The following is a 15,028-nucleotide window of genomic DNA, read 5'->3' as shown; positions in this document are numbered from 1 at the left end:
GCATCCGCCATCGAGGATCCTTCTCGGACCGCCGCCACCCCGCACGGCAGCTCATCACGGCCAACCTCCCCCCCAAGCCCAAAGGGCTTGCGTCATTGAGCCCAGGGTTGGAACAACCCTGGGGCACGAATAATCCACACCTCGCCCGCACCAACCCCAACGGGGTTGCGTCCGTCATCGAATGTCCCTCGCGGCCCCTAACCTCACGCAAGACCCTTTTGGCGCTTCGCATGAATCGCCGCTGAGTACTCACTGCTGTTAAAGTCCACATACTCCTCAGACAGATCACTCGTGTAAACGATGTGATTGGCCGTGCCTTGATTGAGATCAATCGTCACCGAAAAACGCGGTTCCTTCACCACTTTCTCCAATTCACTCACGGGCGTATTCGTGGTTAGGCCACCTTTGCAGGCAATGAGGCCGCCGAAGTAGATATCAATGAGCTCCTCCCTCAGACGCGCTCCAGAATACCCTACGGCATGGATCACGCGTCCCCAGTTCGGGTCGCTGCCGTGCCAGGAGCACTTCACCAGCATGGACTTCGCCACCGCTTCTGCCGCCTTCTTGGCATCGGCATGGGTGCGGGCATTGCGCACACGGATCTCGACAAACTTTGTCACGCGTTCCCCATCGCTCACGATCATCTTCGCCAGTTCCAGCATCACTTTGTGCAGCGCACAGCGAAAGATCTTCGCCTCGTCACTGCCTTTCTTGATCGGTGGGCACTCGGCCATGCCATTGCTCATCACAATGACGGTATCGTTCGTGCTCGTATCGCCATCAATGGTGATGCAGTTGAACGACTGATCCACCGCGCTGCGCATCGCCCGCTTCAGTTCATCAGGAGAGATCTTCGCATCGGTCGTGATGAAGCACAGCATGGTCGCCATGTTCGGGCAGATCATGCCCGCACCTTTGGCAATACCACCAATGCGGAAACTGCCGTCCCCGCAGGGCACTTCGATGGAGTAACTCTTCGGCTTCGTATCGCTGGTCATGATGGCGCGTGAAGCATCATCAGACCCTGTGGGCGTGAGTTTTTCTGCCAGTTCTTTCACCCGGGGCGTGATGCGCTGGATGGGCATGTTCATGCCGATGATGCCGGTGGAACACACCTGCACCTGACGCATGCGGATGCCCAGTGCCTCGGCCGTAGCTTTGCACATGGCCTTCGCATCCTGGATACCCTGAGGTCCAGTGCAGGCATTGGCATTGCCACTGTTGGCAATGATGGCACGCACGTCGCTGTCCTTGATGTGCTGCTGGGAGACACGCACGCAGGCCGCACGAACTTTATTCGTGGTGAAGACCGCATCCGTCACCGTAGGCCCATCGGAGGCCAGCAGCATCAGGTCCAGTCGGGTTGCCTCTGGATTTTTGATCCCGCAGGAGATGGCTCCCGCACGGAATCCGCGCGCAGCCGTCACCCCACCGTCAATGATTGTAAATGGCACCCGCACCTCGCGGAAGGGATCAAAGAAATCGTCACTCATACACTCAAAAGTCCTGCAGCAGGGTCAAAGCCACACACAAGGTTCATGTTCTGCACCGCCTGGCTGGAGGCGCCTTTGCCGATGTTATCCTCGGCACTCATCAAAATCAGGCGGCCCGCCCGTGTGTCCATGGCCCAGCCGATGTCCACAAAGTTCGTCCCCATCACATGCTTGGTATCCGGGCTCTGGTTTTTGCCCAGTAGCCGGATGAAGGTCTGGCCCGCATAGGCTTCTTTCAACACAGCCTCCACTTGCTCAATCGTCACACCCGGTTTCGGCGTGGCAAAAATGGTGGTGCAGATGCCTGCAAAGACAGGCACCAGGTGCGGCACAAAGGACAACCTCACCGGACGTCCCGCCGCGATCTCCAGCTCCTGCCCCACTTCGCTCAAATGGCGATGCTGTGGCACGCTGTAGCTGCGCAGGCTGTTTTGGATCTCACAAAACAGCAGCGGGATACTGGCATTCCGCCCCGCCCCACTGGCCCCGCTCATGCTGGAAACGGCCAGCGGATCTTCCGCCAATAGCCCAGCCTTCAACAGGGGGATCAGCGGCAGCAAGATGCTCGTCGGGTAGCAGCCCGGGCAGGCGATGAGACGGGCCTTTTGGATCTCTTCCGCACGCACTTCAGGCAGGGCATACACCGCCTCATCCAGCAGCTCAGGTGCGGGATGTTCATGAGCATAAAATTCTTTATAAACCTCCGCACTGCGCAGACGGAAATCAGCACTCAGGTCAATGACCTTGATGCCCGCTTCCAGTAGCGGTTTGGCATACTCCACGGAGACTCCATGAGGCAGGGCAAGAAAGGCGATCTGGGCACCACTTTCCTTCAGCGTGGCGACATCGGGATTCGTGAAAGTCAGCGTATCCGCCACGCCCACTTGGCGGAAGCGGGGGAACTCAGCCGAAAGCGTTTTACCCGCGAGCGTGCGGGAGGTAACCGCGACCAGCTCGGCATGAGGATGGCGCAGCAGCAGCTTCAGCAGTTCAATGCCTGAATAACCACTCGCACCAAGGACGGCAACTTTGACTTTGTCTAACATCGGGAGGGCGAAGTATGCGCCCCTGCGCCCGTCTCGCAAGACCTGATTTAAGTTGTGTGTGACGATGAGCCACAAAACTCCGCCGCTATGCCCCGCTGTCATGCTGAGACTAAGGAGGCTGCATTGGAGAGATGCAGGGGCCACCGCGAGAGATGGAGCGTCAACAACGACACGAATCCAAGCAACCTATAACTCAAAACCTCACCGCTATGAAACACGCACCTACCGCCGCCGGGGCCCTCCTAGGCCTTCTGTTTGTCACCTTTGGCCTGAACTTCTTCTTCAACTTCATCCCCATGCCAGCGGATCCCTCCCCTCCGGATGCTCCACATAAGCTCTTCATGGCCGCACTCTTCCCCACAGGTTACCTTGCCTTTGTGAAGGTGCTGGAGATCACGGGAGGTCTTCTCGTGGCCTTGCCGAAAACGCGCAACCTTGGCCTGCTCATCCTCGGCCCCATCGTGGTGAACATTCTGGCCTTCCATGTCTTCCTGACCAAGGGCGCGGGTCTGTTTGAACCTCCGGTGCTGCTCATCACCGCTCTTTCCGCCTACCTGCTCTTCGCTGGCCGCCGTGCCTTTGCCGGACTGTTGAAGGCATAAATCCCCCCCGGAAACCAGGAGCCAGTCTTTCGCAGATCGCGGGAGGCTGGCTCTCTTTTTACCCGGGAGATCCCATGACTTCTTCATGGACCCACCGCCGGGGCTGCGCTATCCGCATGAGTATGCAGATCACCAGTGCCAGCAATGAAAAGATCAAACACGCACGCCGTGTCCGCGATGGACGCGAGCCCGGACTGATCTTCATTGAGGGCCTGCGCCTAGCCGAGGAAGCCGTCAATTCCGACCTAACCATTGAAGTCTGTTTTTCTGATTCCCTTGACCCATCTGAGCCGCGCCTCGCCACACTCTTGCATCGGCTGGAACAAAACTCCGTGCCTCACTTCACCACCACCACGGACATCATCCGAGGCATGAGTGACACCGTGCGGAGTCAGGGTATCATCCTCATCGCCCGCCGTCCAGGTCAGCCAGCGACAGGTATCTGGCAAAAAAACGCCACCTTATTGTTGGGGTTGGATCGCCTACAAGATCCAGGCAATCTAGGTACCCTCATTCGCACAGCAGAGGCCGCTGGGGTCGGCGGCATCGTCTCGCTGAAAGGCAGTGCGGATGCTTTCTCGCCTAAAGTCTTGCGCAGCTCCATGGGCTCAGCCTTCCGCTTACCCCTGCTGGAAAATGCAAGCCCCGCAGATCTTCAAGCTTTGCAGGCAAACCAGGGATTCCAAATCGTCGCCGCCGCGGGTGAGGGCGAAATGGATTACACCGACTACAATTGGCAGCAGCCCACACTTTTATTGTTAGGCAATGAAGGGCGCGGTGTGGCCCCAGAACTGATGCAGCAGTGCGACGTACGCCTTCGTATCCCCATGCACGCAGGGGTGGAATCGCTCAACGTCGCCGCAGCCGGAGCCGTCATGCTGTTTGAGGCGGCACGTCAGCGCCGGTGATTCAGCGCAGCGTGCGCGGCACAAAGGCCCACTGCATGCCAGCCGCCTCAGCCGCCACGATGCCCGCCTGACCATCTTCCAGCACCAGGCATTCCTTGGGATCAACCCCCAGCTTCTCAGCCGCGAGCAGGAACATATCCGGCGCAGGTTTGCCCCGCTTCACATACGCAGGCGTCACGATGACCGGGAACAGGTGCAGCAAACCGCTGGCCGCCAAGCAGCCGCGCACGATGATTTCTTCGCTGCCTGAGGCCACAGCCATTGGAAACTTGCCTTCCAGCGAACGTGCAAAATCCGCCACCGGTTTGATCGCCTCCATCTGCGGGATGATCTTCAAAAACATCTCCACCTTGGATTCAGCCACAGCATCTGGATCAATGGCGCTGTCATACTTCTCATTCAGTTCCATCACCACATCTTGCTCACGCACACCTGCACGGGCGTAGAAAAATTCTTCGGTGAAGTCGAAGGGGGCACCATGCAGCTTCAGAGAGGCCAGCCAAGCTTCGTAATGCTTTGGCATGGAGTCCACCAGGGTGCCGTCACAATCAAAGATGTAGGCGCGAAAAGGGTAATCAGGAATTTCGAGCATGAGGAGGGTAGCCAATTCTTATACCAGGACTGGCCCGATGTCGAACGCCACCTATTCCATCACTTTGATCTCAGTGTCCCTCGCCCTTACCTTCCAGGTAATCGAGGGCCTTGGTAAAGCTGGACTGGGAGAGGAAGTGATTCAGACGCGCCGAAAGCTGCGACTTTAATCGAGCATGCTCAGCGCTCAGGGCCTCGGACACGTGCTGCAATGCTGCTAAATGAGCCGCCGGATCTCGGTCCCGAAAAGAATGATCGGCGATGGTTTCCAGCCGCTGACGCAGCAAGGCATGAAGGGTAACAAATTCAGGATTCACAGCGATTTATCAATCAACAGAGCCGCCGCGCGTCGTGGGTTCGGGTGGTAACCATTCATCCCTGCGCGGATCTTCTTAGCACGGTCCACACAGGCCTCAGCTTTCTGAAAATCTCCCGAAGCTTTATAGACAGCTCCTAGGTTGATGTAGGTCTGCGAAAGATCTCCCGGATCTATTTGATCCTGCGCCAGATTTTGCCGGATGCTCAGCGCGTGCTCATGCATCTGCTGGGCATTTTCCACGTCCAGATTCGCGTAATACAGTACGCCGAGGTTGTTATAGACTGAGGCCACTCGCGCACTGCGTTCCCCATCCGTGAGTTGGAAAATATCCAGAGCTTCCTGGTAGTATTGCTCCGCCTTAGCGTAGTCCCGCGTCTGCTTGAAGATCATCGCCAAGTTATTCTTGATCGTGGCCACCTTGTCACTGGTGGCGATGCCCCCTTGGTCGGCAATCTTCAGGGCCTTTTGATAATACTCCGCCGCCTGATCCGCACGACCCCAGCGATCATACAGATGCGCCAGCAGCGAGTGAATGCCCGTGAGCAGTTCAGCATCTGGTTTGCGCGGTTCCTGGGCGCGAAAAAGAGCCTCACGATAGAGCGACTCCGCCTTGCGAAAGTCCCCTTCCTTTTGCCGCAGATCCGCTAAAACGCTGATCTGCTCCACCAACGCGCCCACCCGCGACGAATCGTGGTAGGCAACACGCCGTGCCTCCTCCACGCTGCGAGAGGCGGCGGCGATTTGACGCTCCAGGTTGGGGTCCACAAAGAAGAATAGGCTAAACCGCGACAGGGATCAACTCGCGTCGCGGTAAGATTGGGCGAGAGTGGCGATCTGGTTACGCGCCTTCGCCATCATGTCACGGGAGACACCCGCGTTCTCATACCAGTGCGTGTATGCATGGTTATCGAACATGATGTCAAACTGGGCAATCAAGCGCTCAAAAACCGCCGCGATGCCCGTGTGATTCACCAGGGCCAGGCCACTGGAGGCAAAACCTTCCGGCGCTGTCTCCGCATACCCCAGTTTCAGACCGCCCGAGGCAGGCATGTAGCTCGCATAGTTGAGGGATTTGCGAATGGTGGCCATATTTTCATCCACATCCTTCGCCTTCACATCTCCCCGGAAGAGGGCGCTCGCTGCCAGATAAACGCCCTGCTGCCAATCAATAGCCGCTGTGAAATTATCCTGAGCAAAGGTCTCACGAGCCAGGTCTGGGAAATTCGTCCGCACCTGCCCTTCCTGTCCCGCCCCACGCATCGGCGCAAAGCTAGCCGTGAGGAAATGATTGCCAGGGAACGGCACCAGATTGGTCACAAACTCACTCAGGTCGGTGTTTAATTTACCCGGGAAACGCAAAGACGCCGTCACTGAGCTCACAATGAGCGCGATGATGTTATTCAGGTCCATGTAGTTCGGGCTGCGATTCAGCTTCGCTTTAGCGATGCGGAACAGCGCCTCGTTATCCAGCAACACAGCTCCATCCGCATTGTCCAAGATGCGCTGCAGAGTCAGGATGGCATTGTAGGGCTCCACAGCCGAATCGGAAATCAGGGGAGAGGGCACCACCGAAAAAGTGAAGATACGCTTTTTCGGATATGCCTGGCGCAGCCGCTCCAAGATCAGCGAGCCAAGGCCTGAGCCGGAACCGCCACCGATGGAGTGCGTCATCAAGAACCCTTGTAGGCCCTTGGTTTTTTCGACCGCGCTATCAATGACGTTCATGATCTGGTCAATGACCTTCTCACCCTCGACATTGTAACCACGCGCCCAGTTGTTCGCCGCACCGGGGATCTTGCGCACGATGCTGCTCTCATCAAAAAGCTGAGACATGTCGCCCCCTTCAATACGGGCGATGACTCCAGGCTCCAAGTCCACCAAAACAGCCCGTGGCACATACTTGCCATCACGCACCTTGTGAAAGAAGACTTCCATGTTGGAATTTGCCGCAGCATTGCTGCCTTCTTTCAGGGTACCTGCTTCTGTGAGGCCATGCTCGCGCAAAGCCAACCTCCAAAAGCTATCGGCGATCTGGTTGCCACACTGTCCGACGTGAATGCTTAAAATCTCTCTCACAGTTTGTTCTCCGGGATGGTTCTTAAAACGGTTGGTTTAGAGGCAATTGCGGCGCGTCTAGCGGCGGCGATCCACCAGGTCACGCAGGCTCATGGAGCCTCGTGCATCATCACTCACACCAGCGGCAGCAGCACGCATGCCAGTATCGCCAGCGCTATCCTGCACCTTGGCCTTAGCACCGCTCTCTTCCGCCACTTGATAGCTCTGCACCAGTTCCTGGGCAGAAGCACGCAGGACATTGATCTGCTCCTCAGACATGCCTTCGTTGAGATACCAGTTAGCGAAGGCCTTGCGCTGCCAGAGTTTGTCAAAGTTGTGGCAGATCCGGTCCAGCACACGGGCAATTTCCGTGTTGTTCGCCAGCAGCACCATGCTCTTACGGTGAGAAATACCGGGCTGCTCCACATAGCCGATTTTAAATGCCGTGGGGATCCAGTAAGTCAGCGGCAGCTTCTCCCTCATCGCAGCCAGGGCCGCATCAGCCAGAGGTTTATCCTCCATGATCCCGCGGTAAAGCACCGCCGTGCTGAGGAAGCGCCCTTCCATGGGTGAACAAGCAGCAAAGACGGACCCGTTATCGAAGAGAGACTTGATCATCTCCTCAATGCCCAATTCCTCAAACTTACTGCGGTCTGGCGGTGTCAACGGAGCAAAGGCGCACATGAGGAAGTGCAGCGAGGGTTGAGGAACCAAGTTCGTCAGCAGCTCTCGCAGGCTGATTTCCACCGTCAGGAACCCACTGAAACGCATGGAGGCGGTGATGCCAGCCAGAGCTTCCGTGATCAACAGATTCAGGTCATCCACCGTCGGGCTCTCGATATTCCATTTGCGGTGAGCCAGGTCAAAAAGCGCCTCATTGTCAAAGATCAGGCACGCATCGGCAGAACGGCGCAGCGTGTTTAGCGCGAAGACTGTGTTGTAAGGCTCCGTCACCACCGAAGACACCTGAGGAGATGGCAGTACCGCACAACTCAGCACTGGGATTTCGCCATATTTCTCCTTCAAGGACTCGATCAAAAGAGCCCCAAAACCCGACCCTGTACCGCCACCGATGGCGTGCAGTACGATGATGCCACCTACATTATCGCATTTATCAATTTCATAGTCCAGTCGGCTCATCACCTCTGGCAACACTTCGCGTCCTGCGCCCAGGTAACCCACGGCAAAGTTGCCGCCCGCCCCTTCTGTGCGGGAAATCAAGTTTGCCGGATTGAAAAGAGAGCCACTTGTTGCCTTCACGTTATCAATCACACTCGGCTCCAGATCCACCATGATGGCGCGTGGCACGTAGCTGCCAGAGGAAGATTCGCCCAACTTGGAGAAAAAAGAGCTCCAGTTCCCACGTGGCGCTACCCCTGGGGCCGTCTGTCCTGTGAGCGGGTCTATCCCATGCTCAAGGCAAACCGTCTTCCAAAAGGAAGCCGCGATCTGATTACCTGCCTGACCTATCGAAACGACAATGGTGTTGTTGACCTTCATTCAGTGACTGGAATTTCAATCTTTTCTATTATGTTTGAGAATGTTTGCAACATTACTTCTCAAAATAAAGACTGTTGGCCAAATGATAGCAAGAATGATCCCAATGTACACAGGAGTTTAGCAAAGTTTTTCCCGCTCGATTCCTCAAAACCTTGAATACCAGAAAGCTAGGCACGACTCGGAAACTCCAATTCATGGAGCTTTCCGCGCACAAAAAACGCCTATTTCACAACCCGGCTGTCGTATTTTGATAAACCGACATCGCAAATCTAAATTTTAGCCTCCCAGAGGCTCTGCGTCAGACTCATTGGCCAATGCACCACAGGTGTTTGTAGCCACGGATGAAAATCTGGCCTTCGCTCACCGCCATGGAGCCAATGACCTTTTCCCCAATGGAATTCGTCGCCAAAAGCTCAAACTTTGGGCTAGCACGGAAAACGAAAGCGTCCCCACCCTGATTCACCGCATAGCACAGTCCATCCGCCGTGAGCACGATGGATGACCAATTTTGTCCCGTCGGCCCGGGTCCTTTAAGGCGCTCATTCCACACCATCTGCCCAGTTTTCAGGTCTCGACATTCCGCGATGCCCCCGTCACTGAGGATGTAGTGATGGCCCTGATAAACCACCCCAGAGCCGATCCTCTGGCTCACCTTCGGCAAGTGCCAGAGACGGTGCGTTTTCGTCACGTCCCCCTGCCCTCCAGCTTTCACCGAGACCCCCATCCCGCCGTAGCCCCCAAAGGCAATGACCTGCCCCTCTGCAAACAAGGGCGAGTTATAAACCAGTGGGTTCAGCCCCTCGCAGGTCCACCATTCCTTGCCCGAGGCAGGATCAAAAGCCGCCACTCGCCCAGGGTAGGAAAGAAAAAGCTCCTCCCGGCTACCCACTAGGCGCAGAAGCGGATCTGCCCAGGAGCCCAGCCACTTTTTATCTTTCCCTTCCCCCGAGGCACCACCCGGCTCATCATGCTGCCACAGGGTTTTACCCGTGACTTTATCGAACGCATAAAGCGTCGTCTTCTCACCGGGGCCGAAGTTTAAAAACACTCGGTTTCCCGCGATCACGGGGGAGGTGCCATTGCCCCAAATGTGATGTTGTTTGCCCAGATCTGTGCGTTTCCACAGTTCCTTTCCCTCCAGGTCATAACAAAACACCCCCGCTGAAGCAAAAAAGACGATGACACGCTCCCCATCCGTGGCGGGTGAGGCTGCACAATAAGGATTCGTTCCATGCGTCAGTTCGGGCTCACGATAAATCGTCCCAGCTTGCCAGAGCTGCTTTCCCGTCTGCCGATCCAGGCACAGCAGCAGGCGCTCACCCGTCTTTTCGATGGCTTGAGTGATGAACACCCGTTTTCCCCAGACCACCGGTGTGGAGTTACCACGGTCTGGCAGCGAGATCTTCCACCGCACGTTTTGCTCTGGTCCCCAGCTCTTTGGTAACCCGCTTTCCTCCGTCGTCCCATCCCCCTGCGGCCCACGCCACATAGGCCAGTTTTCCGCCTGCAAGCCAGCCACCATTCCAAACGACCCTAAAACCAAGGATGCCAAAAGTTTCATGCATCCCCATCGTCCCCAAAACACTCATTCTTGCAAGATGCCCCAAACCGACAAACCATTCACTCCTCCCCTCCATGTCGCGCCAGCAGCAAAGGTAAAATCTCTGTTCGTCGGCTGATGACCATCAAGTGATCTCCCCCTGAGACGGTGTGATGCACCCGCTGCCGCTGAATCGGGAACACCGGATCTCGATCCCCATGAATGCTGACCAAGTCCTCATGCTCGGCTAAGCCAGACCAATCTGCCGCACAGGAGCAGGCCCAGCGGACAAAGTCGGCATCTGCCTCGCGGAACATTTCCACGGCCAACTTCCTAGCAGGCGAAAGTCCAGGCACAGGCCTCGCCAGGCGCTGAAGACGGGCCCAGGGCACACGCGGTCCTAAAAAGGCAAGGCGCGTCAGCAGTGGATGCAAGTGCTGCCGCTGCGTGCATGAGGAAATGAGCGTCAACTTTCGGATCGGCACCTGCTTGGCAATCTCACAGGCCAGCATGCCTCCCAAAGAAACCCCCACTAGGCTATCTCCCGGCTGGATGCCCTGCCGCTGGATCAAAAACGCCGCGTATTCATCAAAACCACACCCAGGACGCGGCGGCCCCGAATAGTCCAGCGTCTGAATGGGAAAAGGAAACGAGTAACCGGAATACAATGCCGAAGTGGCCCCAAGCCCCGGCAGAAAGTGCAGTGACATAGACCATCCTACCCACAAAACAAAACCCCTGCCAGCTTTACAGCTAGACAGGGGCCATGTGAATTTTTTGAGCGGATTAGGCCTGCATCAGATCAGCCTCTTCTTCCTGTTCTGCCACCGGGGACTTTTCAGTCTCAGTGATGTCAAAGCTACGATGGCTGATGAAACCGGTGCCAGCAGGGATCAGGTGACCCATGATGACGTTTTCCTTGAACCCACGCAGGTAGTCAGACTTCGCCAAAGTGGAGGCTTCCGTGAGCACGCGGGTGGTGTCTTGGAAGGATGCCGCCGAGATGAAGGACTCTGTTTCCAGAGAGGCCTTGGTGATGCCGAGAAGAACTGGCTCAGCCTCTGCAGACTTACCCCCTTCTTCGGAAACACGCTCGTTCTCTCTTTCGAACTCGGTGCGGTCCACTTGGTCACCCCACAGGAACTCGGTGTCCCCTGTGTCCGTGATCTTCACCTTGCGCAGCATCTGACGGATGATGATTTCGACGTGCTTGTCGTTAATTTCCACGCCCTGGGCGCGGTAAACTTCCTGCACTTCGTTGACAAGGTGTTCGCGGAGCGCCTGAGGCCCAAGAATCTCGAGGATTTCATGCGGCACCACCGGTCCGTCCGTGAGCTGGTCACCCTTGGTCACGACGTCGCCGTTGAAGACCAAGATGTGCTTGCTACGAGGGATGAGGTGCTCTTCCTGCTGGCCAGACTTCTGGTCAGTCACAATCACGCGGCGCTTGCCACGGACCAGACCGCCGATCTCCACCACACCGTCAATACGAGCGATTTCGCAGGCATCCTTCGGTTTACGGGCTTCGAAGAGCTCCGCCACACGTGGGAGACCACCCGTGATGTCCTTCGTCTTGCTCGCCTTACGTGGCGTCTTAGCCAGGGTCGTACCAGCTTCCACCTTCTCACCGTTTTTCACGTTGATGTGAGCGCCGGCAGGAATGGTGTAGCTAGCGAGGACTTCGTGCGTCTTCGCATTGGTCACCACCACCTGTGGGTGAAGGTCTTCCTTATGCTCAATGACGACGGTTTCTTCGTTGCCTGTGGATTCGTTCTTTTCCTTCGTGAAGGTAATCCCAGCGATCATGTCGCGGAATTCGATCTTACCGGCTTTCTCGGTGATGATCGGCATGTTGTATGGATCCCAAGTAGCGATCTGCTCGCCCTTCTTCACCACGGAGCCGTCCGGCTTCGCGATGATGGCACCCAGCACCAGCTTGTGGCTTTCCAATTCGCGACCGTCTTCATCCACGATGGCCAGCACACCGTTCTTGGTCAGGGCGATCCACTGACCTTCCGGAGTCTGCACCATACGCATGTCGGCCAGCTTCACGATACCGTTGTTCTTCACATTGATGAAGGGCTGCTTGAAGGCACCCACGGCCACACCACCCACGTGGAAGGTACGCATCGTCAACTGCGTTCCAGGTTCACCGATGGACTGGGCGGCCACAATGCCGACGGCTTCCCCGATTTTCACCAGGCGGCTCGTTGCCAAGCTGAGGCCGTAGCACATTGCACAGCAACCACGCTTGCTTTCGCAAGTCAGCACCGAGCGGATCTTCAACCGTTCCACACCGATCTTGGTGAGGTGAGCAGCTTCTTTCTCCAGCACCAATTGGTTAGCGGAGATGATGGTTTCCTTCGTGACAGGATCGTGGATGGTTTCGCAGCTAGTGCGGCCATAAACACGGGTCTTCAGGTCCACCACTTCTTCGTCCCCCTGATAGATGGAAGAAAGTGTAATGCCATTCACGGTTCCGCAATCGTCTTCCGTGACGATCACGTCCTGAGAAACGTCCACCAGCTTACGGGTCATGTACCCGGAGTCAGCCGTCTTCAAAGCCGTATCCGCAAGACCCTTACGAGCACCGTGAGTGGAGATGAAGTATTCGAGCACGCTCAGACCTTCGCGGAAGTTCGAGGTGATCGGACGTTCGATGATCTCACCGGAAGGTTTGGCCATCAGGCCGCGCATCCCGCCGAGCTGCTTGATCTGCGTGCGGTTACCACGGGCACCGGACGTCACCATCACGTAAAGTGGGTTGTGGTGCTTTTTGCCTTCGTTGTATTCCAGGGTGCGGAACACTTCGTCAGCCGTCTGGTCACCTGCCTGGGTCCACACGTCAATGATCTTCTGGGAGCGCTCACCCTGCGTGATGAGACCACGGCGGTGAAGCTTCTCGACGTCTTCGATTTCTTTATAAGCCTTCTCCAGCGCCATTTTCTTGGCTTCTGGGATGACCATGTCCGTGATACCGATGGAGCAACCGGAGCGAGTCGCTTCGCGGAAGCCCAGGGCTTTCAGACGGTCCAAGCAAGCCACCGTTTCCTTCTGGCCCACAGTCTGGAAACAACGCCAGATGATGTCAGAGATCTGCTTCTTACCCACGGTGTTATTGATGAAGCCCAGCTTCTCAGGCCAGATTTCATTGAAGCGCACACGGCCAGCCGTGGTTTCGATGAAGGTCTTGGTCGGATCACCAAACGCACGCTTCGGCTGCTGGTAGTCAGGATTGCGATAACGCACCTTGTCGTTCACGCTCAATGCACCTTCAGTCAGGGCGAATTCCACTTCCGAAGGATCATTAAAGATCGGCAGGCGTTCTGGCCCTTCGTTCTTTTTATTCTTGTCCGGGAACTCACGCAGATACGTCAGGAAGTAACAACCCAGAGGAATGTCCTGGGAAGGCGTCATGATCGGCTTACCGCTCGCAGGGCTGAACAAATTGTTCGGCGCCAGCATCAGCAGGCGAGCCTCAAGCTGGGCCTCAATGGAAAGAGGCACGTGCACGGCCATCTGGTCACCATCAAAGTCAGCGTTGTAAGCACCGCAAACAAGCGGATGCACACGGATAGCTTCACCTTCGATCAACTTAGGCTCGAAAGCCTGGATGGACAGACGGTGGAGGGTTGGCGCACGGTTCAGGAGAACCGGGTGACCTTTGGTGACTTCATCGAGGATGTCCCACACTTCAGGCGTGCGGCGTTCGATCATCTTCTTCGCGGAGCGCACGGTGTGCACCAGGCCCATCTCTTTCAGACGGCGGATGATGAAAGGCTCGAACAAGACGAGAGCCATCTTCTTCGGCAGACCGCACTGGTTGAGCGTAAGGTCAGGGCCGATGACGATAACGGAACGACCGGAGTAATCCACGCGCTTGCCGAGCAAGTTCTGACGGAAACGACCGGACTTGCCCTTGAGCATGTCGGAAAGGGATTTCAGCGGGCGATTGCCTGCACCTGTGACAGGGCGACCGTGACGGCCGTTGTCAAAGAGGGCATCCACAGCTTCCTGAAGCATGCGCTTCTCGTTACGGATGATGACATCTGGCGTGCGGAGCTGAAGAAGGTTCTTCAAACGGTTGTTACGGTTGATGACACGACGATAAAGGTCGTTCAAGTCGGAGGTCGCAAAGCGGCCACCTTCCAGCGGCACCAGCGGACGAAGGTCCGGCGGGATGACTGGAAGCACTTCCATGATCATCGCCTCAGGGCGGCTATGAGATTCAGCAAAGCCCTGGCAGAGCTTCAAACGCTTCGCCAGCTTCTTGCGGATCTGCTTGGAGCGCGTCTTGGTCATCGCGTCCTCCAGGTCCTTGATCGCATCAGTCAGATTGATCTGGCTGAAGATGTCACGGATAGCCTCAGCCCCCATGCCCACGCGGAAGGCGTCAGCACCATACTGTTCTTCGGCTTCGCGAAGGTCCACTTCGGTCAGCAACTGGCCACGCAGCAGCGGGGTGCTGCCGGGATCCACCACCATGTAGTCTTCATAATAGATCACGCGTTCCAGGCTACGAGCCGTCATGTCCAGCATGAGGCCGATACGGGAAGGCATGCACTTATAGAACCAAATGTGAGTCACCGGCACGGCGAGTTCAATGTGGCCCATGCGCTCACGACGCACGCGGGACAGCGTCACTTCGACGCCGCAGCGGTCGCAGATCACGCCCTTGTGCTTGATACGCTTGTATTTACCGCAGGCACACTCCCAGTCACGGGTAGGGCCGAAGATACGCTCGCAGAAAAGGCCGCCCTTTTCAGGTTTGAACGTACGATAGTTAATGGTCTCAGGGTTTTTCACTTCCCCGTGGCTCCAAGACCGGATCCGGTCTGGAGAGGCGATGCAGATTGACACAGAGTCAAACTCTTCACCGGTGGGCTTTTCCCCGAAAATTTCTTTCAAGCTCGCGTCAGCATTCATAGTCGTTTTTTGATGCGTTAAGGGTTTTTGGCTTGGTTCAGGGTTGAA

12 protein-coding genes are annotated in these 15,028 nt (G+C 56.5%); 2 read left to right on the top strand and 10 right to left on the bottom strand.

Going from position 1 to position 15,028, the window contains the following annotated elements; genetic code table 11:
* Positions 1-203: 203 nt before the first annotated feature.
* A complete protein-coding gene (gene argJ, locus HNQ64_RS06195) occupies positions 204-1,493 on the bottom strand; it encodes a bifunctional glutamate N-acetyltransferase/amino-acid acetyltransferase ArgJ (protein ID WP_184206540.1) in 1,290 nt (429 codons plus the stop codon).
* On the bottom strand, positions 1,490-2,539 hold the full coding sequence (argC, locus tag HNQ64_RS06190) for an N-acetyl-gamma-glutamyl-phosphate reductase (RefSeq protein WP_184206537.1): 1,050 nt from the start codon (positions 2,537-2,539) through the stop codon (positions 1,490-1,492). The genes argJ and argC overlap by 4 nt, the downstream gene beginning before the upstream one ends.
* 209 nt (positions 2,540-2,748) lie before the next feature.
* On the opposite strand from argC, the gene HNQ64_RS06185 reads away from it, so the two are divergent.
* Together HNQ64_RS06185 and HNQ64_RS06180 are read left to right on the top strand one after the other, a co-directional pair.
* The gene (locus tag HNQ64_RS06185; protein WP_184206536.1) at positions 2,749-3,141 is read left to right on the top strand and encodes a hypothetical protein; all 393 of its coding nucleotides are present in this window, start codon (positions 2,749-2,751) and stop codon (positions 3,139-3,141) included.
* 74 nt (positions 3,142-3,215) lie between these two features.
* On the top strand, positions 3,216-4,049 hold the full coding sequence (locus HNQ64_RS06180) for a TrmH family RNA methyltransferase (RefSeq protein ID WP_184206534.1): 834 nt from the start codon (positions 3,216-3,218) through the stop codon (positions 4,047-4,049).
* A gap of 1 nt (position 4,050) precedes the next feature.
* On the opposite strand, the gene HNQ64_RS06175 is transcribed toward HNQ64_RS06180, so the two are convergent.
* The 8 genes from HNQ64_RS06175 to rpoC form a co-directional block, all read right to left on the bottom strand.
* The gene (locus HNQ64_RS06175) at positions 4,051-4,641 is read right to left on the bottom strand and encodes an HAD family hydrolase (RefSeq protein ID WP_184206532.1); all 591 of its coding nucleotides are present in this window, start codon (positions 4,639-4,641) and stop codon (positions 4,051-4,053) included.
* A gap of 70 nt (positions 4,642-4,711) precedes the next feature.
* Entirely contained in the window at positions 4,712-4,957 is a 246-nt protein-coding gene (locus HNQ64_RS06170; protein WP_184206530.1) for a hypothetical protein, read from the bottom strand.
* Positions 4,954-5,724, bottom strand: a complete 771-nt coding sequence (locus tag HNQ64_RS06165) for a tetratricopeptide repeat protein (protein ID WP_184206528.1) — start codon at positions 5,722-5,724, stop codon at positions 4,954-4,956. The genes HNQ64_RS06170 and HNQ64_RS06165 overlap by 4 nt, the downstream gene beginning before the upstream one ends.
* Positions 5,725-5,754: 30 nt before the next feature.
* Complete coding sequence (locus HNQ64_RS24280; RefSeq protein ID WP_184206526.1) at positions 5,755-7,035, bottom strand: tubulin beta chain; 1,281 nt, start codon at positions 7,033-7,035, stop codon at positions 5,755-5,757.
* Positions 7,036-7,092: 57 nt separating this feature from the next.
* Positions 7,093-8,514 carry a tubulin beta chain gene (locus HNQ64_RS06155; RefSeq protein ID WP_184206523.1) on the bottom strand — a complete coding sequence of 474 codons (1,422 nt, stop codon included), beginning with the start codon at positions 8,512-8,514 and terminating at the stop codon, positions 7,093-7,095.
* Between the two features lie 304 nt (positions 8,515-8,818).
* The gene (locus tag HNQ64_RS06150) at positions 8,819-10,075 is read right to left on the bottom strand and encodes a PQQ-binding-like beta-propeller repeat protein (RefSeq protein ID WP_184206521.1); all 1,257 of its coding nucleotides are present in this window, start codon (positions 10,073-10,075) and stop codon (positions 8,819-8,821) included.
* A gap of 59 nt (positions 10,076-10,134) precedes the next feature.
* Positions 10,135-10,764: an alpha/beta fold hydrolase gene (locus HNQ64_RS06145; protein ID WP_184206519.1), complete on the bottom strand. Its 630-nt coding sequence runs from the start codon at positions 10,762-10,764 to the stop codon at positions 10,135-10,137.
* A 76-nt stretch (positions 10,765-10,840) separates the two neighbouring features.
* Positions 10,841-14,980 carry a DNA-directed RNA polymerase subunit beta' gene (gene rpoC, locus HNQ64_RS06140; protein ID WP_184206517.1) on the bottom strand — a complete coding sequence of 1,380 codons (4,140 nt, stop codon included), beginning with the start codon at positions 14,978-14,980 and terminating at the stop codon, positions 10,841-10,843.
* Positions 14,981-15,028 lie beyond the last annotated feature (48 nt).

The sequence above is a fragment of the Prosthecobacter dejongeii genome (genome assembly GCF_014203045.1).
GTDB classification, from domain to species: domain Bacteria; phylum Verrucomicrobiota; class Verrucomicrobiia; order Verrucomicrobiales; family Verrucomicrobiaceae; genus Prosthecobacter; species Prosthecobacter dejongeii.
This window is presented reverse-complemented; position numbering and strand designations above follow the sequence as displayed.

Bases quoted from the DNA above. Each gene is read 5' to 3' on its own strand.
- HNQ64_RS06155 (WP_184206523.1), bottom strand. From the start codon at position 8,514: ATGAAGGTCAACAACACCATTGTCGTTTCGATAGGTCAGGCAGGTAAT.
- rpoC (WP_184206517.1), bottom strand. From the start codon at position 14,980: ATGAATGCTGACGCGAGCTTGAAAGAAATTTTCGGGGAAAAGCCCACC.
- HNQ64_RS06180 (WP_184206534.1), top strand. From the start codon at position 3,216: ATGACTTCTTCATGGACCCACCGCCGGGGCTGCGCTATCCGCATGAGT.
- argC (WP_184206537.1), bottom strand. From the start codon at position 2,539: ATGTTAGACAAAGTCAAAGTTGCCGTCCTTGGTGCGAGTGGTTATTCA.
- HNQ64_RS06185 (WP_184206536.1), top strand. From the start codon at position 2,749: ATGAAACACGCACCTACCGCCGCCGGGGCCCTCCTAGGCCTTCTGTTT.
- HNQ64_RS06150 (WP_184206521.1), bottom strand. From the start codon at position 10,075: ATGAAACTTTTGGCATCCTTGGTTTTAGGGTCGTTTGGAATGGTGGCT.
- HNQ64_RS06145 (WP_184206519.1), bottom strand. From the start codon at position 10,764: ATGTCACTGCACTTTCTGCCGGGGCTTGGGGCCACTTCGGCATTGTAT.
- argJ (WP_184206540.1), bottom strand. From the start codon at position 1,493: ATGAGTGACGATTTCTTTGATCCCTTCCGCGAGGTGCGGGTGCCATTT.
- HNQ64_RS06175 (WP_184206532.1), bottom strand. From the start codon at position 4,641: ATGCTCGAAATTCCTGATTACCCTTTTCGCGCCTACATCTTTGATTGT.